Here is a 24,730-nt window from a genome sequence, read left to right as displayed (position 1 = left end):
CACGAAAGAGTTGGCCACAAGCCTGTACCCTTCGGGTCGTGAGCAGCGACATCACCGAGTCTTCGGCCTGGCAGGCACTGCACAACAATCACCGCGCCGTTGCGCCCCTGCATCTACGGCAGTTGTTCGCCGACGACCCCGAGCGCGGTCGCGAGCTGACGCTGCAGGTGGCCGACTTGCACATCGACTACAGCAAACACCGCGTAACCCGCGAAACCTTGCGCCTGCTCATCGATCTCGCGCGCACCGCGGGGGTGCCGCAGCGGCGCGACGCGATGTATTCGGGCCAGCACATCAACACCTCCGAGGACCGCGCGGTCGGCCATATCGCGTTGCGTCTGCCGGTGGGCGATCAGCTGTGTATCGACGGCGCCGACGCCGACGCCGAGGTCCACGACGTGCTGCGCCGGATGGGCGAATTCGCCGATTCCGTGCGCTCGGGCGCGTGGCGCGGCGCGACCGGCGAACGTATCAAGACCGTGGTCAATATCGGGATCGGCGGTTCGGATCTGGGTCCCGACATGGTGTATCGCGCACTGCGCCACTATGTCGACGCGGGTATCGAGGCTCGGTTCGTGTCGAACGTGGACCCCTGCGACCTGGTCGCCAAGCTCGCCGGCCTCGACCCCGCGACCACCCTGTTCGTGGTCGCGTCCAAGACTTTCTCCACGCTGGAAACCCTGACCAACGCCACCGCCGCGCGCCGCTGGTTGGTGGCCGCGCTGGGTGAGGACGCGGTCGCCAAGCATTTCGTGGCGGTGTCGACGAACGCGGAACGGGTGGCAGCGTTCGGCATCGATATCGCGAACATGTTCGGTTTCTGGGACTGGGTGGGCGGGCGCTACTCGGTGGATTCGGCCATCGGCCTGTCGGTGATGATCACTATCGGCAAGGAGCAGTTCGCGGAGTTCTTGAGCGGAATGCACGCCATAGACAAGCATTTCGCGACCGCGCCGCTGGAAGAGAACGCGCCGGTGCTGCTGGCGATGCTGGGGATCTGGTACTCGAACTTCTTCGGCGCGGAATCCCGTGTGGTGCTGCCCTATTCGAACGATATGGCCCGATTCCCGGCCTATCTGCAGCAATTGACGATGGAGTCCAACGGCAAGTCGGTGCGCGCGGACGGCACCCCGGTCACCTCGTCGACCGGCGAGATCTTCTGGGGCGAGCCGGGCACCAACGGCCAGCACGCCTTCTACCAGCTGCTGCACCAGGGCACCCGCCTGATCCCCGCCGATTTCCTCGGCTTCGCCAGGTCCACCGACGACCTGCCGACCCGCGACGGCACCGGCAGCATGCAGGACATTCTGATGAGCAACCTGTTCGCACAGTCGAAGGTGCTCGCCTTCGGCAAGAACGCCGAAGAGATCCGCGCCGAGGGCACTGACCCAGAACTGGTGCCGCACAAGGTGATGCCGGGCAATCGACCCAGCACCACGATCCTGGCGGCCGAGCTGACGCCGTCGACGGTGGGTCAGCTGATCGCGCTGTACGAGCACCAGGTGTTCGTCGAGGGCATCATCTGGGGCGTGGACAGTTTCGACCAGTGGGGTGTGGAGTTGGGCAAGCAGCAGGCGCTTGCCTTGATGCCGTTGCTGAGTGGGCCGGAAAAGCCTGTGTCGGTGGGTGATTCATCCACCGATGAACTCATCGAGTGGTATCGGGCCCATCGCCGCTGAGCTGGTCCGCGGCCCGGGTCACGGCTTGGATCCGGCCGGTCACGCTGGTGGTGATGATGGTGAGCAAGGTGCCGAGCACCACCAGGTCGAACACGATCTGCACCATGGTCGCGATGCGCGCGGTCTGACCGATGGCGTGCACGTCGCCGTAGCCGATGGTCGCGAGCGTGACCAGCGTGTAATACAGGGCGTCGGTGCGGGTTTCGAGTCCGGTGAACTGCTCCGGGCGTAGTTGCTGCAACCGGAAGTAGAACAGCGCGAACACCACGACCACGATGCAGAGAATCAGCAGCACACCGTCGATCCGCCCACCCGCGGTCGCGGGCTCCCGCAGAAACTGCTCGATCCGCCGCCACACCAGCCACCCGAGCCCGACCACCCCGGCGAAGAACACCAGCACCCCCGCCAACCGCCCCGGCCACGCGTCCAGCTCGAACACCCACCCCACCGGCACGCTGTAATACAGCAGCACCGCGCACACCGCCGCCGCACCGTTGCGCATCACATGCCCGGGCACCCGCCGACCTCGCGTCATCCGTCCATGATTGCCCCGAGTTCGCCGATTTCGATGGCACACGCGCCGAGGCGCGGGAAGGTCACGTACCGGCGGGGATCGAACCGGCGTAATCGCCCAATCGGGCCACTTTTAATCAGAAAACTGACTGAAACCGCGCGAAGTGGGCGATTACGCCGGTTGCCGGCGACCCGCCCAGCGATTTAGTGCACCCGGAAGCCTGTGCCCTCGGCGGTCAGAACGTGGTCGGCGCGGTTTCTGCTCGCGGCGATGAGGTCGGCATTGCGCAGATCGCTGTCGTTGACCTTGACGCTCGCCTCGTCCGGCGTGCGCCCGCCGACGGTGTGCCGGTGCAGCAATCGCTGGGTGAGCACCTCGAGCGGCGCGTCCAGGTACCAGCACTGGTCGAGCAATCCGCGTACGTTTGCCCAGCCGGGGGCTTGCGCATCGGTGAGCAGCAGGTAGTTGCCCTCGATGATGACGATGCGTTCCTCGCACACGACCACGCCAGCGTCGGTGGGTTCGTCGATCGCCCGGTCGAACAGCGGCCACGGCACCGGCGATCCGACGGGAGTCTCCCGCAGCAACCGCAGATCGGCCACGAAGCCCGCCGCGTCGAAGGTATCGGGTTCGCCCTTCCGCGCCAGCGCATTCCGGGAGCGCAGCACCTCATTGCGCAAGTGATACCCGTCCATCGGCGCGACGACCGCGGGCCGCCCCGCCTCGACGAGTTCGTCGCAAAGCCGCTGCGCCAGCGTTGATTTGCCAGCACCGGGCGGTCCCGCGATCCCGAGCAGAAACCGCTGCTCGCGCACCGGCACCAGCCGAGCCAGCTCGCCCACCGACAGCACCCCACTCGGCAACGTCACCGTCCCACCCTACCGAGGGAGCCCCCGGCCGGACCTCTCAGGCGAATCCGCGTTCGAGGATGGCTCCGGTGTCCACGCCGGTGGGCAGGGTGCCGAAGGCGATGCCCCAGTCTCCGCCCAGGCGCGTCGCGCAGAACGCGTCCGCGACGGCGGGGTGTCCGTGCCGCACCAACTGCGCGCCCTGCAGCACCAACGCCATCAGTTCCACGACCCTGCGAGCGCGGTATTGGATGTCGGACAGATCGGTGAGTTCCTTGCCGACACGGTCGATCGCGTCATCCAGCCGCGCATCGGCACCGCGCGCGAGCGACACCTCCGCGAAGTAGGCCTCGACCGTCTCGGGCTGACGCCCCATGGCGCGCAACGCATCCAGCGCCGCGACATTGCCCGATCCCTCCCAGATCGACATCAACGGCGCCTCCCGATACAGCCGCGGCATCCCCGATTCCTCGGCATATCCGTTGCCGCCCAGGCACTCCAGCGCTTCGGCGGCGTGCGCGGGAGCCCGCTTGCACACCCAGTACTTGGTGATCGCCAGCGCGATCCGACGCAGCGCCGCCTCGGCCGGGTCGCTGCCCGCGCGGTCGGTGGCACCGGCCAGTCGCATCATCACGGTGGTCGCGGCATCCGATTCCACGACCAGGTCGGCGAGCACATTGCGCATGGCAGGCTGGTCGATCAGCCTGGCGCCGAACGCTTCTCGATGCCGGGCGTGGTGAATCGCGGTGACCGCACCGATCCGCATCCCGGTGGCCGAACCGATCACGCAGTCCAGCCGCGTCATATTGACCATCTCGATGATGGTCTTCACCCCGGCCCCCTCGGCGCCGACGAGCCAGCCGGTGGCGTTGTCGTATTCGATCTCCGAGGACGCGTTGGACTTGTTGCCCAGCTTGTCTTTCAGTCGCTGGATGCGGATCGGGTTGCGGGTGCCGTCGGGCAGCACGCGCGGCAGCAGGAAACACGACAGGCCGCCGGGCGCCTGGGCGAGGGTGAGGAACATGTCCGACATGGGCGCCGAGGTGAACCACTTGTGCCCGACGATGCGGTACGAACCGTCGAGTTGCGGGGCGGCGGTGGTGGTGTTGGCTCGCACATCCGAACCGCCCTGCTTCTCGGTCATCGACATGCCGGCGATGAGACCGGCCTTCGTCGACGGTTCGCGCAGGCCGAAATCGTAAGTGCGCGAACCCAACAGCGGTTCGAAGCGGGCGGCGAGTTCGGGGTTGTGGCGCAGCGCGGGTACCACCGCGTAGGTCATCGAGATGGGGCACATGTGTCCGGCGTCGGCAGTGCCCCAGGTGAAGAACTTGGCGGCGCGCGCGGTGTGCGCGCCGGGGCGTTCGTCCAGCCACGGCGAACCGTGCAACCCGTGTGCCACAGCGACATTCATCAGGTCGTGCCAGTGCGGGTGGAATTCGACCTCGTCGATGCGGTTGCCCCAGCGGTCATGGGTGTGCAGCACCGGCGGGTGCTCGTTGGCCAGTCTGCCCCACTCCTGCGCTTCGACACCGCCTGCGAGCAAACCGAGTTCGCGCACTTCGGGCTCGGCCCAGCCCGCGCCTTCGCGGTGCAATCCTTCCAACAGCGCGGGGTTGCGCGCGGCGTCGAAGGGGAACAGCGGGGGTGCCTGGTTGAACACTTCGTGGGTCGGCATGGCCGGAACTCCTTCTCCTACAACGTTTCCGGACGCACACCCAGTGCACGCACGGCGAAAGCGACCAGTTCGGGGATCACGCGCTCGGCGGGCGGGGCGGCGGCCAGCGGACCGACCAGCACCTCCCCGATCGCGCCGACGAGGGCGGCGGCGCTGAAGCTCGGGTCCTGCGCGGGCAGCGTGCCCTCGCCCACCCCGTGCGCGATAGCGGATTCGAACGACGCGGCGAAGGCGCGCCGGAACCGCAGGCGTTGCGCGTCGACGGCGGCGTCGACCGGCTCGACCAACAGCACATACGCCAGCTTCGGATTCTTCAGCGCGCGCCCGGCGAAGGTCTCCACCGCCGCGCTGACCCGCTGCACCACGTCACCCTCGGCCACCGCGGCCCGCACGGCGTCCACCTCGCGCGCCACCACCGTGTCGAACACCGCCGCGACCAACTCGGCCTTGTTCGCGAACTGTTTGTACACGGTGCCGGTCGCGATCCCCGCCTCGCCGGCGACGGCGGCCATCGACAGCCCGGCGAACCCGTCCCGCGACAGCACCGCGGTGGCACCCTGCACGATCAGCGCCCGTTGCGCGTCGAGCCGAGCCTGCACGGCCGGGGTCCTGCGGTACACCATACGAAGAAGTGAACCACCGATTCACCTCTTCACACAAGGGCCCAACGGCCGTAGTGTCGAGGAATGGACCCCGGTGCACCCGCTGATGAATCCGTCCCGTTCAGGCGAGGACCACTCAGTGGGCAACCAGGTTCCCCGGCCGACGACGGCGAAAGACCAGCGGGCGTGCGACCCAGTTCGCCACCAGAACAGGCTCCCGGCGTGTCACCCGCTTCACCAACAAAACAGCCAGCGGGCGTGCGACCCAGTTCGCCGGCGGAGCAGCCTCCAGCAGGTCAGTTGAACGTTCAACCTGGCGAGGGCCGCGAGCCCGCCGTGCGGGTCGAGCGGGCGGGACCGGTGACGACGGTGATCCTGAATCGCCCGCACGCGCGCAATGCCGTAGACGGGCCGACCGCTCGGGCGTTGGCGGAAGCGTTTCGTGCGTTCGATGCCGACCCCACCTCCTCGGTGGCGGTGTTGTGGGGCGAGCACGGCACGTTCTGTTCCGGTGCCGATCTGAAGGCGCTGGGCACCGACAACAGCAATCAGGTGACCGAGGACGGCGACGGTCCGATGGGGCCGACCAGGATGCGGCTGTCCAAGCCGGTGATCGCGGCCGTCTCCGGGTACGCGGTGGCGGGTGGGCTGGAACTCGCGCTGTGGTGCGATCTGCGAATTGCCGAGCAGGACTCCACTTTCGGCGTTTTCTGCCGCCGCTGGGGTGTCCCGCTGATCGACGGCGGCACCGTGCGCCTGCCGCGCATCGTCGGCGAAGGCCGGGCGATGGACATGATCCTCACCGGCCGACCCGTCAGCGCACCCGAGGCGCTGCAGATGGGCCTGGTCACCCGAGTGGTCCCCACCGGCGACGCCCGCCGCGCCGCCGAGGAACTGGCCGCCCAACTCGCCGCGCTCCCACAAACCTGCCTGCGCACCGACCGCGCCGCCCTCTACGACCAGCACGGCCACCCCGAAAACGAGGCCATGCGCATCGAATTCCGCCACGGCATGACCGCCCTGACCGGCGGCGCACTCGACGGCGCCGCCCGCTTCGCCGCGGGCGCTGGCAGGCACGGCAGCACCTGATGAACCGCCTCACCGTCGTCGACGAGATCTTCCTCCGCACGCACCGCGGCATGGGCACCCCGATCGCCCTACAGGGCCTGTGGCGAACGCCCGATGCGATGGAACCCGCACTCCTGCAAGCGATTCACGACCGTTTGCGACAAGGGGAACTCGGACGCCGAGTGATCGACGCGAGAGTCCCGGGTGCGCGCCGCGCCTGGGTGCCCAATACTGGCGCCCACCCCGTCGACCTCCTTCCGAACCGGCCGTCATCCGGTGAACTCGGTTGGCCCACAACCACACTCGCGGCCGTACCCGGTGGCCATGCCGACCCACTTGCCGAGGTCGACATGCCGCCCTGGGCCGACGGCCTACCCAGCGGCGACACCAGCCCACTGGCCCAGTTCGACATCCCGCCCCGCGCTGACGACCAACCCGGTAGCAACGCCGGTCCACTGGCCGAGTCCGACATCCTGCCCTGGGCCGACACTCTCGGCACCGATCTCGACCCGCAGTACTCCCGCGGCTGGCGCCTGTCCGCCGCTCGCCTCGATGACGGCGGAACTGTTGTGGCACTGACATGTTCACATGCACTGGCCGATGCCAGAGGCCTACTTCACGCCGTCACCGCCGCGCTCGATTCGCTCGCGCCGGATGCCACCACATCGGCCGAAACGACATCGCGAGCCGCCCCGCTCGAAACCAGGCACGAACCGCACAATCCCCCGAGTTCGGACTGGGCCGACGCACGCACCCAGTGGACCACCATCGTCACCGGCACCGCCGCTGCCGCACGCCGGTGGCGCCCACAGCGAACGTCCGACAGGCAGCGTGTACATCCAGATTCCGACAGACGCCAATTACATTCGACCGTACTAACTTTCGATGCAGACCACTGGAACACCACCGCGTCCAAAGCCAACGGAACCCCGAACAGCCTGTTCATCCACCTGACCGCAAACATCCTCTGGCACACCGGTTTCCCAAGTTCGACGATCACCGCCAGCCTCCCCGTGGACACCCGCGACGAACCCCGCGTGGACAACGACCTAGCGATGACCGAAATCACGATCACCCCCACCGACACCCCCGCGACCATCCGCGACAAGGCCCGCACCGCCTACCAACACCGAATGTCCAGCCCCGCAGGCCTTCCCGAGCAAATCCTCCAGGTCATCCCGGACCGCCTGGCCTACACCCTCAGCAAAGGCGCAGGCGAGCGCGACATCCTGTGCTCCAATATCGGCACGCTCCCCGACGCGATCAGCACCATCGGCCCCCACGACTGCACCCGAGTAGCCGCCCGCGCGCTCCACCCCGGCTTGACCGTCTTCCCCCGCACCAGACTCTCGGGCTACCTCTCCCACCTAGGCGACACCTACACCCTCGCCCTGGTCAGCCTCGCCGCAGACAACGACACCCTGCAAGCCGCCATCGAAAAGACCTGCGCAACAGCGGGTTTACACCCAGAACCCTGGTGATCAGGCCGCCGTCATCCCGATGAGCAACACCCGCAACCCCCACACGAACTGATCGACAGAAGTCCAGGCAGCGATCTCCTCCAAGTGCTCCGCAGTGCGCGGCCACCGGGTCGGGTCAAGGTCTTGCAGTGCCTTCCGCCGAGCCACGATCCGATCGGATTCCATGGGCATCGGTGGCTTTCCGTCGGTTTCGGCGATGTCGAGCGCGATCGAGCCGAGCACGTAGACGAACACCGCGTAGACCCCGTGCGCGCGCACCGGCGTCGGCAGCCCGCCGCGGGCCAGGCACACGAACAGCGACTCGGTGATATCGCGTGCCACCGGTCCGTCCGCCGACGGGCTGTCCATCGGCCCCGACATGATCAGCGCCGTGACGGCCGGGTGTTCGAACAGCCGCCCGCGCAGGCTGAGCGCGAACTGGATCACCGCCGCCGTCCATTCCACGCCGTCGTCGGTGAGCGGCCCCAACGCCACGAACGACAGCACGTATTCGATCACCGCGCGTTCGAGATCGGTCAGGCTGCCGGTGCACGCGTGCACCGCCTCCGCGTCGACGCCCAGGTGTTTCGCGACGGCGTCGATGGTGAGCGCGTCCATGCCGTCCGCGTCGAGGATGGCGAGCGCGGCGGCCACGACCTGCTTTTCGGTCAGCGCGCCCGCAGCGTCCGTACCTGGGGTTTTCGCCTCGGACATGCCTGAAACTCTACTCCGGGCGGCTCGGCGCGACCTGTTCCGACGCGGTCAGGGCACCAGACCCAACCGGGTGGCCAGCCACGGCAACTGATCACGGAGTCCCGCCGACCACAGCGCGAAATTGTGCCCACCCGGCAGAATCCGTAACCGCACATCCATGCCCGCGTCCTTGGCCGCCTGATACATCCGTTCCACCTGCGGTCGGTACATCGCGTCGTCGGCGCCCACCACGAACGCGCCCGCGGAATCCGGATACGTCCGCGACCGCAGCAGATCCAGCGGGTTCACCCGCAGCAGCGCCGCGGTGTCCCCACCGAACGCGGCGTCGACGGTGCGCTGCCGGTCGCCCAGCGTGGGCTCGTCCTGCCCGGAGATGTCGAGGAAGGTGGGGTAGACCTGGGGATAGTTGGTGGCCAGTTGCAGCGAACAGGTCCCGCCGTACGACAGCCCGCCCACGGCCCACGCGCGCGGATCGGGGTCTACCTGCAGGTTCGCCTTGGTCCAGGCGGGGACGTCGACGGCGAGATAAGTAGCCACGTTGCCGAGCTTGGAATCCAGGCACAGCGGATTCGCCAACTGGGAACCGGTCCCGTCGGCGACCACGACCACCGGCGCGAGCCCGGAGTGCTCACGCGCGAAGGCGTCCATGGTCTCGTCCAACTCGCCGCCGACGAACCAGTCCTGTGGCGCCCCTGGCTCACCGGCGAGCAACACCAGCACCGGCAGCAGCGGCCGCGGGTCAGCGAAATACGCTGGCGGCAAATAGATCTGGGCTTCGCGGGCGGTGAACCCGGACGCCGTGGGCGGGATCGACGCGGTCAGCACCTTCCCGGTCTCCGGGAGCGCACCGGTCGGATGCCACGCCGGCTCGAGCGGCCGCGCGCTGATCACCTGCCCCGGCTTCAGCTCACCGGCGTCGACCCGCTCGACATCTTCCACCCCGAACGCCGAACCCACCGTCGGATACGACGCGTACACGTCATTGATTCGCACGCCCACCGCGACCAGCACGAGCACCGCCGCCAGCAGTGTCAGCACCCCGGTCCCGATGCTGCGACGCACCAGAATCCGCGGCACCACCAGCAGCAACGCGGCCACGGCGATCCCGATCAGCGCGTACACCGAGATCTCGATCGGATCGGGAAACGGCCGCCACACCTCCTCGACGAACAGGTACAGCGCCACAGTGATCACGGCCGCGGACAACACCACGATCGGCATGATCGTGGTGACATACCGCCGCACGCGCGGAAACAGCAACCACAGCGCACCCACGGCGCCCAGCACCGTCAACGTCACCGGAAGCCATCCGGTGAGCAACGACAGATCGGTGATTCGCGTCATCGCTGACCTCCACAGATGCCACTTCGACCGCCGTCGGCGCCCGCACCACGGCCCCGATACGGCCGTGATGACATACGGTACACAGACGACGTTGCCGTGGCGGTGCGGCACACTCGCAGCAAAGGGTGGATTCATGGATGACAATGCGGCTGCTGTCGAACCGACCCCCGCGCGCGGCGTGACCTTGGCGCACACCATGATCCGCCGGTTGCCGTTCACGATCGGGTTCCTGGCCGTGGTCGTGATCGGCGGCCTTGCCACGGGAGGTCTGTGGAGCAGGCTCGACCAGCGCTCCTGGTTCCCCGATATCGCCTACGGCTGGCCCGCGCTGACCGAGGGCAAGTGGTGGACTCCGTTGTCCGGCTGGATATTCGGGCTCACTCCCGGCCAATACCTGATGATGGCAATACTTTTCGCGGGCGCTGTCGGTTGGGCGGAGTGGCGGCTGGGCACCGTGCACACCGCGCTGGTCTGCGTGTCCGGTCAGCTGATCGGCATTCTCAGCGCGTCGGTGACCGTCGGCCTGCTGGCGCACACCCATTTGGCTTGGGCGGACCGACTTTCCGAGGTGCGCGACGTCGGCTTCACCACCGCGGCGATCTCGGCGCTGGCCGCGGTGTCGGCGAGCCTGCGTTCGCCGTGGCGGCTGCGGGTGCGCGCCGCGCTGGTGGCGTATGTGGCGATCACGTTCCTGTTCGAATCGACCTTCGCCGATCTCATGCACCTGATCGCCCTGGCCGCGTGGCTGCCGGTGGGCGAAAAGCTGTTCAGCCGAACCGAACACGGCTTCTGGCCGCGCACTCGACGCGAGGTGCGCATGCTCGCGTTCGCCGGGCTCATGGTGATCGCCGCGTCATCGGTGGCGGTGTACTTCTTCCCCGGCAACAGTCTGCTCGGCCCCACCGAGAGCGAGCGCGGTTCGCTGTGGAGCACGATCCTGACCGTGCTGGTGATCGCGGTGATCGCGGACCAGCTGCGCAAGGGCAGGCGCTGGGCCTGGTGGGTGGCGCTGGCCTACGGCCTGCTGCACGTGGTGCTCACCCTGGTACTGCTGGGCGTGGCCATCGGCACCGACTACGAGACCACCGGCGCGGTGACCGTGGGCACGGGCCTGCTGTGGGCGGGCGAGGTGGCGCTGCTGTACGGCGGACGCGGCGCGTTCCGGGTTCCGTTGCGGCGCAAGATCTCCGACGGCGCGCTCACCGGCACCGACCCCGGCGAGGCCGTACGCGAGCTGCTCGCCCGCTACGGCGGCAGCACCATGTCGTGGATGACCACCTGGCCCGAGAACAAATACTGGTTCCCCGCCGACGGGCAACGCTGCGTGGCCTACCAGCGGCACGCGGGCACCGTCATCGCGCTGACCGACCCGATCGGCCCCGCCGACCTGCTGCCCGACACCATTGCCACCTTCACCGACCGCTGCGAATCCGACGGCCTGATCCCCTGCCTGTTCTCCACCACCCAGGCCGTGGCCGACATCGCGGGCGAACTCGGTTGGCGCAGTGTGCAGATCGCCGAGGACACCATCGTGGACCTGCCGCAGTTGGAGTTCAAAGGCAAAGCGTGGCAGGACATTCGGTCCGCGATCAACCGGGCGAACAAGGAGGGCATCGAGTTCCGGCTGGTCGAACTGGCCGACGAGCCGTTCGCGGTGATCGCCCAGGTGCGTGCCATCTCCGAAGAGTGGGTGGGCGAGAAGGGGCTGCCCGAAATGGGTTTCACGCTCGGCGGCGTGGAGGAAGCACTCGATCCGGCCGTGCGGGTCGGGTTGGCGATCGACTCGCAGGGCAGCGTGCACGGCATCACCTCGTGGCTGCCGGTCTACGGCCCCGGCGACGAGATCCGCGGCTGGACCCTGGACGTGATGCGCAGGCGCCCCGACGGTTTCCGCCCGGTCGTGGAATTCCTGATCGCCTCGTCGTGCCAGGCGTTCAAAGAGGAAGGCGCGGAGATCGTTTCGCTGTCGGGCGCCCCGCTGGCCCGCAGCGCCGACGCCGACGACGCCGAGCCGATCGACCGTCTGCTCGAAGGGCTCGGCGCCGCGATGGAGCCGTATTACGGTTTCCGGTCACTGCATTCGTTCAAGGCCAAGTTCCAGCCCCGCCACGAGCCGGTGTACCTGTGCTACCGCGACGAGGCGGACCTGCCCCGCATCGGCATCGCCTTGACGAAGGCGTACCTGCCCGAAGTGTCAGCCAAGGACCTGATCGCACTCGGCGCAGCCGGGCATTAGTTCCGCTGTCAGGCCCACCGCCGGGCTCAGCTCACGCGCACATCGACCGGCGTCACCCGAGCCGCCACATCGGCGGGCAGGTCGACGCCGGGTTCCAGGTCGTCGGCCGGGATCGGCTCGCCCCACACCTGCCGCAGCGGCAGCTCACCGGCCCACACCCCACCGGCCTCGATGTCGCTCTCGTCGTCCTTCGGGCCGCCCGAACGCACCTTCACCGACGCTTCGGTGAGGTCGAGCGCGAGCACCATCGTGGCCGCCATCTCCTTGCGGCTGGGCGGGCGCACCCGATCCCACGCACCGGGCGCGGAGTGCTCGACGATCACCCGCAGCGCATTCGCCCGCTCGGCTTCGTCGGTGACCAGCACGGCCCGACCCCGGACCACCGCGCAGCGATAGTTCATCGAGAAGTGCATGGCCGAGCGGGCGTAGATCAGCCCGTCGACGTGGGTGACCGTGAGCGAGATATCGGTGTCGATCGCGGCGCGCAGATTGCCCGCGCCGGTGGATCCGTGCAGGTAGAGCGTGTCTCCGACGCGCCCGTAGATGGTGGGCAGTACCACCGGCGACCCGTGCAGCAGCACGCCGAGGTGGCAGACCATTCCCGCGTCGAGCACCGCGTCCAGGTCGGCGCGGTCGGTGGCGCCGCGTTCCTTGGCGCGGGTCAGCGTGGTGCGCGGGGTGGGCGACAGGGGGCTGCGGTTGACGTCGTGCGTGCTCATACGATGAGCTTCGTCGACGAAGTGGACCACGTGTAGATCCAATTCGACCGAAGTTCAACAGGCCAATTCGAGGTGGACGATGCTCGACGACCTTCCGATCCCACTCGACCGCACCGCCGCCGAACCCTTGTCGGTGCAGGTAGCCGATGCCTTACGCGCGGCAGCGACCGATCGGGTGTTGCGCATCGGCGACCGCCTGCCGTCCTCGCGCGCGCTCGCACAGCGACTCGGCGTCAGCCGAACCGTGGTGGCGGCCGCCTACGACCAACTACACGCGGAAGGCTGGCTGACCGGCAAACACGGCTCCGGCACCTACCTCAGCACCGCCCCCGCCACCGCCCCGACCACGCCCACCATCCACCACGACACGAACCCGAACGCGGACCTGCTCGATCTCAGCCCCGGCGCCCCGTGCGCCGAAGCGGTCAACTCCGCCGCCTGGCGTCGCGCCTGGCGCGCGGCCGGCGACCAGGCACCCGAGACCCGAAAGAACCGCGCGGGCGAACCCGACTTCCGGGCCGCGGTCGCCGATCACCTGCTGCGCCATCGCGGACTGGCCGCAGGCCCCGGCTCGGTGGTCCTGGCCACCGCGGGCGCCAGCAGTGCGGTCGCCGAACTCGCCGCGACCCTGCTTCGACCTGGCGATACGGTCGCCATCGAGAACCCCGGCTACCTGCGTGCCGTCGGCGCGTTCCGGGCCGCGGGAATAGAGGTACTGCCGATACCCGTCGATGCCGATGGCTTACGAGTCGACCTGATTCCAGCCAGCGTTCGAGCGGTGTATTGCACGCCGGCACACCAGTTTCCGCTCGGCGCGATGATGCCCGCATCCCGGCGAGTAGAACTCATCGAATTCGCCAGAACAACCGGCGCTTTCGTCATCGAAGACGACTACGACGGCGAATTACGTTATGACACAGCACCATTACCCCTGCTGGCATCGATGGCACCCGACGTCGTCGTCCACCTGGGAACCACCAGCAAGATCATCGCCACCACCCTCGGCGTCGGCTGGCTGGTCGCCCGCCCCGACATCACCGACGCCGTGCTCACCCACCGCACCCACATCGGCAGCTCCCCCAGCCCCGCCGGACAGCGCGTCCTCAGCGAGTTCGCCCGCCACGGCGACCTGGCCCGCCACCTTCGTCGCCTGCGCCGAGTCGTCCCACCGCGCCGCGCCCTGGTCGTCGACGAACTCGCCCGCCACGGCCTGCCCGTCATCGGCGACGACGCGGGCTCCCACGTCGTGGTCGAACTCCCCGACGCGGCAGCCGAACGCCACGCCGTCGACACCGCCCGCACCCGCGGCGTCCTACTCGACGGCCTGGCCCGCCACCACCTCGCCGAACCACACCACTTCGGCGTCGCCATCGGCTACACGGCCTTGACCAGCGCCGACCTGGCCCGAGCCATGCCGATCGCCGCCGAATGCCTCGCACAGGCCGTAGCTGACCACCGCCGGTAGTCGTCGGGTTGCGCCCCGGCGCGCGCTCGCGGACCCTGCCCCGCCGGACCCCACGGTCGTAGCATGGACTGCGGACCCTGCACTACCCCTCCGACTATCGAACGGGTGAGCACATGACCGATGATCAGGACATTCTGGCGCAGATCAATCAGCTGGTCGACGACGAGCACGCGCTGCGCGCCAAGGCCACCGCGGGTGAGATCGACCCGGTCGCCGAACGTCAGCAGCTGGCCCAGTTGGAAGTGATGCTCGATCAGGCGTGGGATCTGTTGCGGCAGCGGCGCGCTCGCATCGGGTCCGGTGAGTCCCCGGCCGATACCGAAATGCGTTCTCCTCGTGAGGTCGAGGGCTATCTGCAGTGACCGACGACTACGACGTCATCGTCATCGGTGGCGGCCCGGCGGGTGAGAACGCCGCCGCGTACGCCATCGCGGGCAGCGACCGCACCGTCGCCCTGGTGGAGCGGGAACTGTTCGGCGGCGAGTGCAGTTATTGGGCGTGCATTCCCAGCAAGGCCCTGCTGCGACCGGGCGCCGTGCTCGACCTGGCGCGGGCGATGCCGGGGGTGACCGCGAGCGGCCCGCAGGTGCCCGACGTGTTCGCCCGGCGCGATACGTTCGTGCATCACCACGACGACAGTTCCCAGGTCGAGTGGGCGAAGTCGGAGAACATCGTCCCCGTTCGCGGGGCGGGCCGTCTGATCGGCGAAAAACTCGTCCAGGTCGATTCCGACGACGGCACCAAAGTTCTACGCGCCCGGCACGCGGTGGTGCTGGCGACCGGCACCACCGCCGCCATTCCCGACATTCCGGGCGCGGCCGAGGCCCTACCCTGGACCTCCCGCGACGCCACCAATCTCACCGTGATCCCGCGCCGAGTCGGCATCATCGGCGGCGGTGTGGTGGCCTGCGAAACGGCCACCTGGCTGGCCGAACTCGGCGCCGAAGAGGTCACGCTGCTGGTGCGCGGCGACCGTCTGCTCCCGCGCGCCGAGGCCTTCGCGTCGGAGATGATCTTGCAGGGCTTGCGCGATACGGGCGTGGTGAAGGTGCGCTTCCACACCGAACCGAAGCTGGTTTCGCGCCGCGACCCCACCGACACCGGCGTCGGCAACATCCACGGCGGACCAGTGACCCTGGTGCTCGACGACGGCGAACTAGAGGTCGACGAACTGGTCGTGGCCACCGGCCGCACCCCCGCCACCGCCGATCTGGGCCTGGACACCGTCGACCTGCCCGCGGGCTACATCGAGGTCGACGATCAACTCACCGCACGCGGCGTCCCCGGCCACTGGCTCTACGCCGTCGGCGACGTGAATCACCGTGTGGCACTGACACATATGGGCAAGTACCAGGCCAGGGTGGCCGGTGACGTCATCGCCGCCCGCGCCGAAGGCAGGCCACTGGACGGGATGCGCTTCACCGCCAGCGCCGACCATCAACAAATTCCCCAAGTCGTCTACACCGCACCGGAACTCGCGTCCGTCGGCCTGACCGAACACGAGGCACGCACCGCCGGACATGCCGTGGACACGGTCGAACTCGATATCGCCGTCGCGGGTTCCGCCTTGTCGCGCAACGACTTCCACGGTCACGCGAAACTGGTCATCGACACCGCCGCCGACCGCATTCTCGGAGCCACCTTCGTCGGCCCCGACATGGGCGAACAATTGCACGCGGCCACCATCGCGGTAGTCGGACGAGTCCCCCTCGACACCCTCTGGAACGCCGTGCCGGCCTTCCCCACGGTCAGCGAATTCTGGCTGCGCCTGCTGGAAACCTGGCGCGGCAAGTCTATTTGAGCAGTCGCGACATCCGCCGGTCGGCGAGCACCTTGCCGCCGGTCTGGCAGGTGGCGCAGTACTGGAACGACCGCTCCGCGTAGGACACCTCGCGCACGGTGTCCTGACACACCGGGCACGGTTGCCCCGTGCGCGCGTGAACCCGCATCCCCGAACGCTTTTCGCCTTTCAACCGCGCCGCGTCCTGCCCCGTCGAACGCTGCACCGCGTCCAGCAGCACCGTGCGCATCGCGGTGTACAACCGCGAAACCTTGTCCGCCGACATCGTTTTGGTGTTCGCGAACGGGGATATCTGTGCGGTGTGCAGGATCTCGTCGGAATAGGCGTTGCCGATCCCGGCGAGCAGGGTCTGATCCACGATCGCGGTCTTGATCCGCTGCGACACACTTTTCAGCAGCGCCGCGAACTCGTCCTCGGTCACCGCCAGCGCATCCGGCCCCAACCGCGCGATCCCCGGCACCATCTGCGGATCCTCCACGACATACACCGCCAGCCGCTTCTTGGTTCCGGCCTCGGTCAGGTCGATCGCGGGCGTGGCGCCATCGGGCGTGAAGAAGTGCACGCGCAACGCCAGCGGACTCTTCCCGCCCGGCCGCGGCGGCAACGGATTGGGCTCATCGACCCACCGCAACCACCCGCCACGAGACAGATGGGTGATCAACCACAGTCCGCCACAATCCATTCCGAGAAACTTCCCCCACCGCCCCGCCCCGGTGACATCGCGACCCGACAGCGCGGTCACCGGCGGATCGAAGGTCTTCACCGCGCTCAACGCCGCCACGTCCACACGACCGACCACAGCGCCGACCGCATGATCCCGAAGGAACTGCGCCAACGCCTCGATTTCCGGCAGCTCGGGCACGCTGCCAGTTTAGCGACCTCGCGGGGATCGGCGCGCGATCCTTCAGCCTTCGCGCAGCAGATACACGTCCATGATCCAGCCCTTCGCCGCGCGTAACTCCGCTCGACGGGCCACGATGTCACCTTCGACCTCGCGCAGGTTGCCTTCGATCAGCGTTTCGTCGGGCATGCCCAGGTAGGCGCCCCACCAGATGTGGATATCGGCGCCCGGCACCGCCGTGAACGAGCATTCCCCGTCCAGCATCACCACCGTCGAACCGGGTCCGAGGCCTTCTTCGCGCAGCTTGCGGCCGGTGGTCACGTGGACGGGTTCCCCGATCCGATGCAACACCATCCGGTGCCTCGCGGCCAGCGCGGCGATGCTGGTAACGCCCGGAATCACCGCGTAATCGAACACCGTCCGCCCCCGCGCCAGCACGTGCTCGACCATCCGCAGGGTGGAGTCGTAGAGCGCCGGATCGCCCCACACCAGAATCGCGCCGACGCCGTCCACCTGGTCGAATGCGGCTTCGAGCAGTTCGGAACGGCGTTCGTGCCAGTCCACGACCACCCCCGCGTAGTCGTCGGGGGTCCGTTCGCGCGGCGGATCGGCGATCTCGATGATCCGATGCGGGGTGTCCACGTACTCGGCCAGGATCGTGGTCCGCACGTCGACCAGTTCCTGTTTCTCGGCGCCCTTGCCGATCACGAAGAACGCCTCGGCCTTTCGCATGGCCTTGACTGCCTGCATCGTCACCTGGTCGGGGTCGCCCGCACCGATGCCGATCACGTAGAGCTCGCGCATAGCGCAAGAGCTTGCCAGGTGCCGATCCGCCGGGCCGACCCCCGTAGAATCGCAAGACGTGGCCACCCCTGATACGCAGTACGAGGATCTCCTCCGCGACGTGCTCGAGAATGGCACGCCCAAAGCCGATCGCACCGGGACCGGAACCCGCAGCATCTTCGGACATCAGCTGCGCTACGACCTGGCCGAATCCTTCCCGCTGATCACCACCAAGCGGGTCCACATGAAATCCATCGCCTATGAACTGCTGTGGTTCCTGCGCGGCGACTCCAACGTCTCCTGGTTGCGCGAGCACGGCGTGACCATCTGGGACGAGTGGGCCGACGCCAAAGGCGAGCTCGGCCCGGTCTACGGCGTGCAGTGGCGTTCCTGGCCCACCCCCGACGGCACCCACATCGACCAGATCGCCCAGGTCCTGCACACCCTGCGCACCGACCCGGATTCGCGTCGGATGATCGTGTCGGCCTGGAACGTGGCCGACCTGGACAAGATGGCCCTTGCCCCCTGCCACGCGTTCTTCCAGTTCTATGTCGCCGACGGCAAACTGTCGTGCCAGCTGTATCAGCGCAGCGCCGACCTGTTCCTCGGCGTGCCGTTCAATATCGCCAGCTACGCCCTGCTCACGTTGATGGTCGCGCAGCAGACCGAGCTCGAGCCCGGCGAGTTCATCTGGACCGGCGGCGACGTGCACATCTACGACAACCACGTCGACCAGGTCCGCGAACAGCTCACCCGCGAACCTTTCCCGTTCCCGACCCTGCATCTGCGCCCGGCGGCGAGCCTGTTCGATTACGCCTTCGAAGACCTCGAGCTGTCGGACTACAAGCATCATCCGGGTATCAAGGCGCCGGTGGCGGTGTGAGCGGTCAGGCCCGGAGGCGGCAGCGCAGCGTAACCACGCAGGGCCCCGAGCACACCGAGAAGGTGACAGCGTGAAACAGATCGGCCTGATCTGGGCACAGGCGAGCAACGGCGTGATCGGCGTGGACAACACCATTCCGTGGCGGGTACCCGAGGACATGGCCAATTTCCGCGACACCACCATGGGCCATCCGGTGATCATGGGCCGACGCACCTGGGATTCCCTGCCCGCCAGTTTCCGGCCGCTGTCCGGTCGTCGCAATATCGTGGTCACCCGCCAGACCGATTGGGCTGCCGAGGGTGCTGAACGCGCCGGCTCGGTGCCCGACGCGCTGGCCATGACCGGTGAGGTCGACACCTGGGTCGCGGGCGGCGGCGAGATCTACCGCGCGGCGCTGCCGTTTGCCACGACCCTGCTGGTCACCGAGGTGGATACGACCGTGACCGGCGACGCGTTCGCCCCGCCCATCGGTCCGGAATGGCATGCGGACGACGCACCGTGGCTGACCTCGAAAACCGGTCTGCGGTACCGCATTCGCCGCTACGACCGCCACTGACAACACCTGGCCAACGGTCACGGCAAAACGCCCGAACGCGTGGGCGGAGTCGGGCATACTGCTTCGCAAGACCTGCCCGCTGAACGCCCGCGAAAGGCGCGATCCATGGACAAGAAATCGCTGACCGCGGTGGCCCGCCAACAGTTGAAACTGGCGGCCACCTCCACGAGCGGCCGCAGTTCGCAAACCCTTATCGGCGGCCACACGCATGTGCTGCGTCAGACGGTCGTCGCGCTCGCGGAGGGCCAGAGCCTGGCCGAACACGACAATGCGGGCGATGCCACCATCCAGGTGCTGACGGGCACGCTGGTGCTCATCGCGGGCACCGACGAGTGGAAGGGTTCCGCGGGCGATCTGATCGTGGTTCCGCGCGCTCGGCACAGCGTCAAAGCCGTCGACGACGTCACGTTCCTGCTCACCGTCGCGAAGTAGTCGCAGGTAGTTCGCTCGAAATGCACTGACACGCCAAACCGCTCATCGAACCTGTCGGTGCGGGGCCGTACTGTGGTCTGCATGGGTGAGCCACAGTCGATCCTCGTTCCACTCACGCCCGCCGCAGTGTTCCTCGTCGCGACCATCGACGAGGGTGGCGAGGCCGCCGTCCGCACATTGTTGACCGAGGTCAACGATCTACGGAAGTCCGTCGGGTTCCGCACGCCGGGCCAAGACCTGAGCTGCGTCACCTCGATCGGTTCCGTTGCCTGGGACCGGCTGTTCACCGGGCCCAAACCCGCTGAGCTGCACGAGTTTCCGGGCTACAACGGTCCCGTCCACACCGCCCCCGCCACGCCCGGCGATCTGCTGTTCCACATCAGGGCCGAGAACATGGGCACCTGTTACGAGCTCGCCATGGCGATCGCCACCCGGCTGCGCGGAGCCGCCACCGTCGTGGACGAAACCCACGGCTTCCGCTACTTCGAACAGCGCGACCTGCTCGGCTTCGTCGACGGCACCGCCAATCCCGAGGGCGCCGCGGCCGAGGCCAGCGTGTTCGTCGGCGACAAGGATCCCGACTTCGCCTTCGGTAGCTACGTGATCGTGCAGAAGTACCTGCACCCGCTGGACAAGTGGAACGCGCTGCCGATCGAAGAGCAGGAACGCGTGATCGGCCGCACCAAGCTCAGCGACTACGAACTGCCCGACGACGTGAAGCCGCCCAGTTCGCACGTGGTGATGAACACGATCACCGACGAGAACGGCGTCGAGCACGACATCGTGCGCGCCAACATGCCCTTCGGCACCATCGGCGACCAGCAGCTGGGCACCTATTACATCGCCTACTCGGCCACCCCCACGGTCACCGAGAAGATGCTCGAGCGCATGTTCCTCGGCACCGATCAGGCCGCCTACGACCGCATTCTCGACTTCTCCACCGCCCTGACCGGCACCCTGTTCTTCACCCCTTCCGCCGACTTCTTCGACGCCCTACCCGCAGCACCCGCCGTGGTGGCCACCGAGAACCCGGACGTGCCGGTCCCGGATTTCGAACCGGTCATCGAGGCGAACGCGGCAGCGTCGGGTTCGGACGGATCACTGGCCATCGGCACGATGAAAAGGAGCACTCGATGAACAACCTGCACCGCGAACTCGCGCCGATCACCGGCGAGGCATGGGCCCAGATCGAGGAGGAGGCCACCCGCACGTTCAAGCGCAATATCGCTGGCCGCCGCGTGGTCGACGTCTCGGGTCCGCACGGTGTCGCCTATTCCGCGCTCAACCGCGGCCGGCTCACCGCGATCGACTCCCCGGACAAGGGTGTGCAGGCCCATCAGCGGATCGTGCAGCCACTGGTCGAGCTGCGGGTGCCGTTCACGTTGAAGCGCGAGGAGCTCGACGATATCGAGCGCGGCGCCAACGACGCCGACTTCGACAACCTCAAGGCCGCCGCCCAGAAGATCGCCTTCGCCGAAGACCGCGCGATCTTCGAGGGCTACGCCGCGGGCGGCATCACCGGCATCCGCGCCGCCGCCTCCAACGCCCCGGTCGCCATCCCCAGCAATGTCGTCGACATCCCCGACGCGATCTCGCACGCACTGTCGGGCCTGCGCCTGGCCGGCGTGCAGGGGCCGTACACGGTGGTGCTCAGCGCCGAGCTGTACACCCAGGTCAGCGAGACCTCCGATCACGGTTACCCGATCCGCACCCACATCGAGCGCCTGGTCGACGGTGTCGTGTGGGCGCCCGCGATCTCCGGCGGTTTCGTGGTGACCACCCGCGGCGGCGACTTCGCGCTGGCGCTGGGTCAGGACGTGTCGATCGGCTACCTCAGCCACGACGCCGAGAACGTGCAGCTGTACTTCCAGGAGAGCTTCACCTTCCTGGTCGAGACGTCGGAAGCAGCGGTGTCGCTGGGCTCCTGAGCCCGGCGGCTAGGGTGGGCGACGAGTCGTTCGAGAGGGAGGTAAGCATGTCGGTCGTGCGTGCCGGTGTGGTGCCTGCTGTTCGGAGCCTGTTCTACTGCTTTATCGGGGTCCTGGTCACCACGGGCGTCGTCGGGTTGTTCCTGGCGATGTTCGGGGTGAACCGGGTGATCACCGGGTTGCTGGTCGGCGTGATCGGCGGGATCGCGGTGGGTGCGGCCCTGTTCGTGCGCGACGTCATCGAGTTACACGAGCACGCGATCTACGCCCGCACCCCGTTCCGCTCGTCCACCGTCGCCTGGGACAGCGTCGTAGCAGGCCGCTTCACCCTCGACGAACACGCCCGCTGGGCCCTGGCCCTGGACCTGACCGGCGCATCCGCCGACGAACTCGTACTCCTGTCGATCCCCCCGGTGATCCGCCCCGTGGCAGGCGCCTATGACATGCGCAAACGCGAACAGGTCAGCGAGATCCGAGAGATGTTGCGCGCCAAGCGCATTCCGATCACGGTCCTGCCCGAAATCGCAGGCGCCCTCAACGAGCACTGGCAGATAGCCCCGCCCACCACGCGCTGAGCTTTCGCGGGCGTCACTGTGGTGGCGTGCCGCCGATTTCTCCGAGGCGGGCCAGTAGTGCATCGGCCGCTGTACGCACGGTGCCGATGTCACTGCGGTGGCCGACGATTCGCATGATCGCGTCCGGGATCTCGCGCTCGGTGTCGACTCCCGCGGCGCCGTCGTCGTATCTGATCGCGATCACCGTCTCCACCAGCCGGAACGGCAGGATGCGCGCGTCGTCGGGTTCGCCTGCGGCGATGGCTGATTCGACGGACAGTCGTTCGTAGTGCCCGCGTAATTCGTCGCGGCGACGACGGAACGCGACAAAACGTTCGGTGCGCAATTCGGGGAGCAAGTACAGCGCGCCGAGATTCCAACGCGCCGTGCGCAATTGGCGTACGTCGAACAGCGCCAGCGCATACAGCTGAACCACAGCACTGTCGGGTTCGGACATCATCCTCTGCGCCAATTCAACTGGCCCCGCAACAGTTTCGGCCAGCAGCGCGTCGAGGATGTCGTCCTTGGCGGCGAAGTGGTGGTACAGCGACGCCTGGCGGATGCCGACCGCGTCGGCTACCGCCCGGGTCGAGGTGTTGGCGTACCCCTTGGTGGTGAACAGTTCGGCGGCCGCGTCGAGGATCTCCGCCCGCGGCGTGGTTCCCTGCCTGCGCCGCTGTTCCAGCCGGGGACGCCCGGGACCAAGATTCGCCACGGGTCGATTCTGTCATCCGGGCCCCTACCTGGGCCGCAGCGGGCCGCTCACCGGCAACGATGCCGGTCGGTCGAATTCCTGTCACTTGATAGAAACTGCGGGCAACGCAGAAGTTACGCCGGTGCCCGCAGTCGATACACGCACGACACCGTTCCAGCGATCGCGCGCGCAAAACTATCAACTGATAGATATTGGCCGAACCGCTAAAGGACACCGACATGGCCACAACGCTGCAATCCCCCGCCGCCCCGCCCGAACTCGGTCGCGACGGCGCCGACCTCGCCGCCTTCGGGTATGAACCGGTCCTGCACCGCAAGCTGGGGCGCTACGCGTCGTTCGCGGCAGGCTTCTCGTTCGTCTCGATCCTGACCACGATCTTCCAGTTCTTCGGCTTCGGCTATTCGTTCGGCGGCGCCGCCTTCTTCTGGACGTGGCCGCTGGTGTTCGCCGGGCAGTTCCTGGTCGCACTGAACTTCGCCGAACTCGCCGCCCGGTACCCGATCTCGGGCTGTATCTATCAGTGGTCACGGCGGCTGGCCGGCCCGCTGGTCGGCTGGTTCGCCGGCTGGATGATGGTGATCGCCCAGATCGTCACCGCCGCCGCGGCCGCCATCGCCCTGCAGGTGGTGCTGCCCTCGATCTGGGGCGGATTCCAGTTCATCGGCACCGACACCGCCCTGACCTCCCGCGACGGCGCGATGAACGCCGTGCTGCTGGGCAGCGTGCTGCTGGTGGTCACCACCGCGATCAATGTGATCGGCATCGACCTGATGTCGAAGATCAATTCCATCGGTGTCACCGTCGAGATCGTCGGCGTGCTCGCGATCATCGCCCTGTTCTTCGTCAACACCGAACGCGGCCCCGACGTGGTGTTCCAGACCGACCAGGCCACCCCCGGCCCGTACTGGGCGGCATTCCTGGTCTCGGGCCTGATGGCCGCGTACGTGATGGTCGGATTCGATTCCGCCGGTGAGCTTTCCGAGGAAACCAAGAACCCGCGCCGGGTCGCACCCCGCACCATCCTGCTCGCGCTGTCGGTGTCGGCACTGGGCGGTGGCCTGATGCTGTTGGGCGCGCTGATGGCGGCGCCGAGCCTGTCCGACGGCGAATTGTCTTCCGGCGGATTGGCTTACGTGATCACCTCGAAGCTGAACAGCCCCGCGGGATCGGTGCTGCTGGGCTGCGTGGCGGTCGCGGTCATCGTCTGCACCCTCGCCATCCAGACCGCGGGCTCCCGCCTGATGTTCTCGATGGCCCGCGACGGCAAACTCCCCTTCGCCAAGGCCCTGTCCACCGTGCACCCCCGCTTCGGCACCCCCGTCTGGCCCGCCGTGGTCATCGGAGCCCTCGGCATCGGCCTGCTGGTCCTGAACCTCGGCAACCCCGCCATCTTCGCCACCCTGGCCAGCGTCTGCATCGTCAGCCTGTACCTGGCCTACCTGCTGGTCACCATCCCCCTGCTGATCCGCCGCATCAAAGGAATGCCCACCCTCGACGACCCCACCCTGTTCCACCTGGGCCGCTGGGGAATCCCCCTCAACGCCCTAGCCGTCGCCTGGGGCATCGCCATGGTCATCAACCTCGCCTGGCCCCGCCCCGAGGTCTACACCCCCGCAGGCGGCAGCTGGTGGCAACTGTGGGCAGGCCCCCTCTCGGTAGCCGTGATCCTCACCGTCGGCGCAATCGTCTACCGCACCGTGGTGACAACGCAACAACCCACCCCGACCCCGACCCCGACCCCGACCCCGACCCCGACCACACCGTAAACCCCAAAACCTGCCATGCCCACCCTCCCAGCCCCGCACACCCGACCCATAGGGAGGGTCCGCCGCGAAGCGGCGGTAGCGGCCCGGGGGGGGGGGGGGGGGGGGGGGGGGGGGGGGGTGAGACACCCAAAAAAAAGATCGAAC

The 24,730-nt window shown here is 67.8% G+C and carries 24 protein-coding genes; 14 read left to right on the top strand and 10 right to left on the bottom strand.

Translation table 11 applies throughout. The annotated features are described in order from the left end of the window. The first annotated feature begins 38 nt into the window (after positions 1-38). Entirely contained in the window at positions 39-1,679 is a 1,641-nt protein-coding gene (gene pgi, locus ACFWVD_RS00550) for a glucose-6-phosphate isomerase (protein ID WP_379239772.1), read from the top strand. On the opposite strand, the gene ACFWVD_RS00545 is transcribed toward pgi, so the two are convergent. The 4 genes from ACFWVD_RS00545 to ACFWVD_RS00530 all read right to left on the bottom strand — a co-directional run bounded on the left by ACFWVD_RS00545 (position 1,648) and on the right by ACFWVD_RS00530 (position 5,342). Continuing rightward, positions 1,648-2,214 (bottom strand): potassium channel family protein, encoded by a 567-nt coding sequence (locus ACFWVD_RS00545; protein ID WP_379239771.1) that lies wholly within the window; start codon positions 2,212-2,214, stop codon positions 1,648-1,650. The genes pgi and ACFWVD_RS00545 overlap by 32 nt on opposite strands. Before the next feature lie 182 nt (positions 2,215-2,396). Then, a complete protein-coding gene (locus ACFWVD_RS00540; RefSeq protein WP_379239770.1) occupies positions 2,397-3,062 on the bottom strand; it encodes a nucleoside/nucleotide kinase family protein in 666 nt (221 codons plus the stop codon). A gap of 37 nt (positions 3,063-3,099) precedes the next feature. Next, positions 3,100-4,719: an acyl-CoA dehydrogenase family protein gene (locus ACFWVD_RS00535; RefSeq protein WP_379239769.1), complete on the bottom strand. Its 1,620-nt coding sequence runs from the start codon at positions 4,717-4,719 to the stop codon at positions 3,100-3,102. 17 nt (positions 4,720-4,736) lie between these two features. Beyond that, on the bottom strand, positions 4,737-5,342 hold the full coding sequence (locus ACFWVD_RS00530; protein WP_379239768.1) for a TetR/AcrR family transcriptional regulator: 606 nt from the start codon (positions 5,340-5,342) through the stop codon (positions 4,737-4,739). 279 nt (positions 5,343-5,621) lie between these two features. On the opposite strand from ACFWVD_RS00530, the gene ACFWVD_RS00525 reads away from it, so the two are divergent. Both ACFWVD_RS00525 and ACFWVD_RS00520 read left to right on the top strand, forming a co-directional pair. Beyond that, positions 5,622-6,410 carry a crotonase/enoyl-CoA hydratase family protein gene (locus ACFWVD_RS00525; protein WP_379239767.1) on the top strand — a complete coding sequence of 263 codons (789 nt, stop codon included), beginning with the start codon at positions 5,622-5,624 and terminating at the stop codon, positions 6,408-6,410. Continuing rightward, positions 6,410-7,870 carry a hypothetical protein gene (locus tag ACFWVD_RS00520; RefSeq protein WP_379239765.1) on the top strand — a complete coding sequence of 487 codons (1,461 nt, stop codon included), beginning with the start codon at positions 6,410-6,412 and terminating at the stop codon, positions 7,868-7,870. The genes ACFWVD_RS00525 and ACFWVD_RS00520 overlap by 1 nt, the downstream gene beginning before the upstream one ends. On the opposite strand, the gene ACFWVD_RS00515 is transcribed toward ACFWVD_RS00520, so the two are convergent. Both ACFWVD_RS00515 and ACFWVD_RS00510 read right to left on the bottom strand, forming a co-directional pair. Further along, on the bottom strand, positions 7,871-8,563 hold the full coding sequence (locus tag ACFWVD_RS00515; protein WP_379239763.1) for a TetR/AcrR family transcriptional regulator: 693 nt from the start codon (positions 8,561-8,563) through the stop codon (positions 7,871-7,873). A 48-nt stretch (positions 8,564-8,611) separates the two neighbouring features. Beyond that, on the bottom strand, positions 8,612-9,907 hold the full coding sequence (locus ACFWVD_RS00510) for an alpha/beta hydrolase (protein WP_379239762.1): 1,296 nt from the start codon (positions 9,905-9,907) through the stop codon (positions 8,612-8,614). 133 nt (positions 9,908-10,040) lie between these two features. Here ACFWVD_RS00510 and ACFWVD_RS00505 point away from each other — a divergent pair, with 133 nt between their 5' ends. After that, on the top strand, positions 10,041-12,143 hold the full coding sequence (locus ACFWVD_RS00505; protein WP_379239760.1) for a bifunctional lysylphosphatidylglycerol flippase/synthetase MprF: 2,103 nt from the start codon (positions 10,041-10,043) through the stop codon (positions 12,141-12,143). Positions 12,144-12,169: 26 nt separating this feature from the next. On the opposite strand, the gene ACFWVD_RS00500 is transcribed toward ACFWVD_RS00505, so the two are convergent. Beyond that, positions 12,170-12,862, bottom strand: coding sequence for a pyridoxamine 5'-phosphate oxidase family protein (locus tag ACFWVD_RS00500; RefSeq protein WP_379239759.1), 693 nt, complete (start codon positions 12,860-12,862; stop codon positions 12,170-12,172). A 79-nt stretch (positions 12,863-12,941) separates the two neighbouring features. Between ACFWVD_RS00500 and ACFWVD_RS00495 the strand changes: the two genes are divergently transcribed. The 3 genes from ACFWVD_RS00495 (at position 12,942) to ACFWVD_RS00485 (ending at position 16,128) form a co-directional block, all read left to right on the top strand. Continuing rightward, positions 12,942-14,327, top strand: coding sequence for a PLP-dependent aminotransferase family protein (locus ACFWVD_RS00495; protein WP_379239758.1), 1,386 nt, complete (start codon positions 12,942-12,944; stop codon positions 14,325-14,327). A gap of 113 nt (positions 14,328-14,440) precedes the next feature. Then, positions 14,441-14,689: a DUF2630 family protein gene (locus ACFWVD_RS00490; protein WP_379239756.1), complete on the top strand. Its 249-nt coding sequence runs from the start codon at positions 14,441-14,443 to the stop codon at positions 14,687-14,689. After that, positions 14,686-16,128 (top strand): dihydrolipoyl dehydrogenase family protein, encoded by a 1,443-nt coding sequence (locus tag ACFWVD_RS00485; RefSeq protein ID WP_379239755.1) that lies wholly within the window; start codon positions 14,686-14,688, stop codon positions 16,126-16,128. Before ACFWVD_RS00490 ends, ACFWVD_RS00485 begins: the two co-directional genes overlap by 4 nt. Here the strand turns inward: ACFWVD_RS00485 and ACFWVD_RS00480 are convergent. Both ACFWVD_RS00480 and cobF read right to left on the bottom strand, forming a co-directional pair. Then, on the bottom strand, positions 16,121-16,990 hold the full coding sequence (locus tag ACFWVD_RS00480) for an Fpg/Nei family DNA glycosylase (RefSeq protein WP_379239754.1): 870 nt from the start codon (positions 16,988-16,990) through the stop codon (positions 16,121-16,123). The genes ACFWVD_RS00485 and ACFWVD_RS00480 overlap by 8 nt on opposite strands. Positions 16,991-17,032: 42 nt before the next feature. Then, a complete protein-coding gene (cobF, locus tag ACFWVD_RS00475; protein WP_379239753.1) occupies positions 17,033-17,773 on the bottom strand; it encodes a precorrin-6A synthase (deacetylating) in 741 nt (246 codons plus the stop codon). A 58-nt stretch (positions 17,774-17,831) separates the two neighbouring features. Here cobF and ACFWVD_RS00470 point away from each other — a divergent pair, with 58 nt between their 5' ends. The 6 genes from ACFWVD_RS00470 (at position 17,832) to ACFWVD_RS00445 (ending at position 22,126) form a co-directional block, all read left to right on the top strand. Then, positions 17,832-18,635, top strand: coding sequence for a thymidylate synthase (locus ACFWVD_RS00470; protein WP_379239752.1), 804 nt, complete (start codon positions 17,832-17,834; stop codon positions 18,633-18,635). Positions 18,636-18,705: 70 nt separating this feature from the next. Beyond that, the gene (locus ACFWVD_RS00465; protein ID WP_379239751.1) at positions 18,706-19,191 is read left to right on the top strand and encodes a dihydrofolate reductase; all 486 of its coding nucleotides are present in this window, start codon (positions 18,706-18,708) and stop codon (positions 19,189-19,191) included. A 105-nt stretch (positions 19,192-19,296) separates the two neighbouring features. Further along, positions 19,297-19,623 carry a cupin domain-containing protein gene (locus ACFWVD_RS00460; RefSeq protein WP_378901659.1) on the top strand — a complete coding sequence of 109 codons (327 nt, stop codon included), beginning with the start codon at positions 19,297-19,299 and terminating at the stop codon, positions 19,621-19,623. Positions 19,624-19,704: 81 nt separating this feature from the next. After that, positions 19,705-20,760 (top strand): Dyp-type peroxidase, encoded by a 1,056-nt coding sequence (locus ACFWVD_RS00455; RefSeq protein WP_379239750.1) that lies wholly within the window; start codon positions 19,705-19,707, stop codon positions 20,758-20,760. After that, entirely contained in the window at positions 20,757-21,551 is a 795-nt protein-coding gene (locus ACFWVD_RS00450; RefSeq protein ID WP_379239749.1) for a family 1 encapsulin nanocompartment shell protein, read from the top strand. Before ACFWVD_RS00455 ends, ACFWVD_RS00450 begins: the two co-directional genes overlap by 4 nt. A gap of 47 nt (positions 21,552-21,598) precedes the next feature. Beyond that, positions 21,599-22,126 (top strand): hypothetical protein, encoded by a 528-nt coding sequence (locus ACFWVD_RS00445; RefSeq protein WP_379239748.1) that lies wholly within the window; start codon positions 21,599-21,601, stop codon positions 22,124-22,126. Between the two features lie 13 nt (positions 22,127-22,139). On the opposite strand, the gene ACFWVD_RS00440 is transcribed toward ACFWVD_RS00445, so the two are convergent. After that, positions 22,140-22,820 carry a TetR/AcrR family transcriptional regulator gene (locus ACFWVD_RS00440; protein ID WP_379239747.1) on the bottom strand — a complete coding sequence of 227 codons (681 nt, stop codon included), beginning with the start codon at positions 22,818-22,820 and terminating at the stop codon, positions 22,140-22,142. Between the two features lie 218 nt (positions 22,821-23,038). Here ACFWVD_RS00440 and ACFWVD_RS00435 point away from each other — a divergent pair, with 218 nt between their 5' ends. Further along, positions 23,039-24,586 (top strand): amino acid permease, encoded by a 1,548-nt coding sequence (locus ACFWVD_RS00435; RefSeq protein WP_379239746.1) that lies wholly within the window; start codon positions 23,039-23,041, stop codon positions 24,584-24,586. Positions 24,587-24,730: the final 144 nt, after the last annotated feature.

The organism is Nocardia sp. NPDC058666, assembly GCF_042714895.1.
Lineage (GTDB): Bacteria > Actinomycetota > Actinomycetes > Mycobacteriales > Mycobacteriaceae > Nocardia.
This window is presented reverse-complemented; position numbering and strand designations above follow the sequence as displayed.

Coding starts and splice junctions, on each gene's coding strand:
- ACFWVD_RS00530 (WP_379239768.1), bottom strand. CDS start 5,342: ATGGTGTACCGCAGGACCCCGGCCGTGCAGGCTCGGCTCGACGCGCAA.
- ACFWVD_RS00495 (WP_379239758.1), top strand. CDS start 12,942: ATGCTCGACGACCTTCCGATCCCACTCGACCGCACCGCCGCCGAACCC.
- ACFWVD_RS00450 (WP_379239749.1), top strand. CDS start 20,757: ATGAACAACCTGCACCGCGAACTCGCGCCGATCACCGGCGAGGCATGG.
- ACFWVD_RS00460 (WP_378901659.1), top strand. CDS start 19,297: ATGGACAAGAAATCGCTGACCGCGGTGGCCCGCCAACAGTTGAAACTG.
- ACFWVD_RS00490 (WP_379239756.1), top strand. CDS start 14,441: ATGACCGATGATCAGGACATTCTGGCGCAGATCAATCAGCTGGTCGAC.
- ACFWVD_RS00545 (WP_379239771.1), bottom strand. CDS start 2,214: ATGACGCGAGGTCGGCGGGTGCCCGGGCATGTGATGCGCAACGGTGCG.
- ACFWVD_RS00455 (WP_379239750.1), top strand. CDS start 19,705: ATGGGTGAGCCACAGTCGATCCTCGTTCCACTCACGCCCGCCGCAGTG.
- ACFWVD_RS00500 (WP_379239759.1), bottom strand. CDS start 12,862: ATGAGCACGCACGACGTCAACCGCAGCCCCCTGTCGCCCACCCCGCGC.
- ACFWVD_RS00510 (WP_379239762.1), bottom strand. CDS start 9,907: ATGACGCGAATCACCGATCTGTCGTTGCTCACCGGATGGCTTCCGGTG.
- ACFWVD_RS00505 (WP_379239760.1), top strand. CDS start 10,041: ATGGATGACAATGCGGCTGCTGTCGAACCGACCCCCGCGCGCGGCGTG.
- cobF (WP_379239753.1), bottom strand. CDS start 17,773: ATGCGCGAGCTCTACGTGATCGGCATCGGTGCGGGCGACCCCGACCAG.
- ACFWVD_RS00535 (WP_379239769.1), bottom strand. CDS start 4,719: ATGCCGACCCACGAAGTGTTCAACCAGGCACCCCCGCTGTTCCCCTTC.
- ACFWVD_RS00515 (WP_379239763.1), bottom strand. CDS start 8,563: ATGTCCGAGGCGAAAACCCCAGGTACGGACGCTGCGGGCGCGCTGACC.
- ACFWVD_RS00445 (WP_379239748.1), top strand. CDS start 21,599: ATGTCGGTCGTGCGTGCCGGTGTGGTGCCTGCTGTTCGGAGCCTGTTC.
- ACFWVD_RS00435 (WP_379239746.1), top strand. CDS start 23,039: ATGGCCACAACGCTGCAATCCCCCGCCGCCCCGCCCGAACTCGGTCGC.
- ACFWVD_RS00520 (WP_379239765.1), top strand. CDS start 6,410: ATGAACCGCCTCACCGTCGTCGACGAGATCTTCCTCCGCACGCACCGC.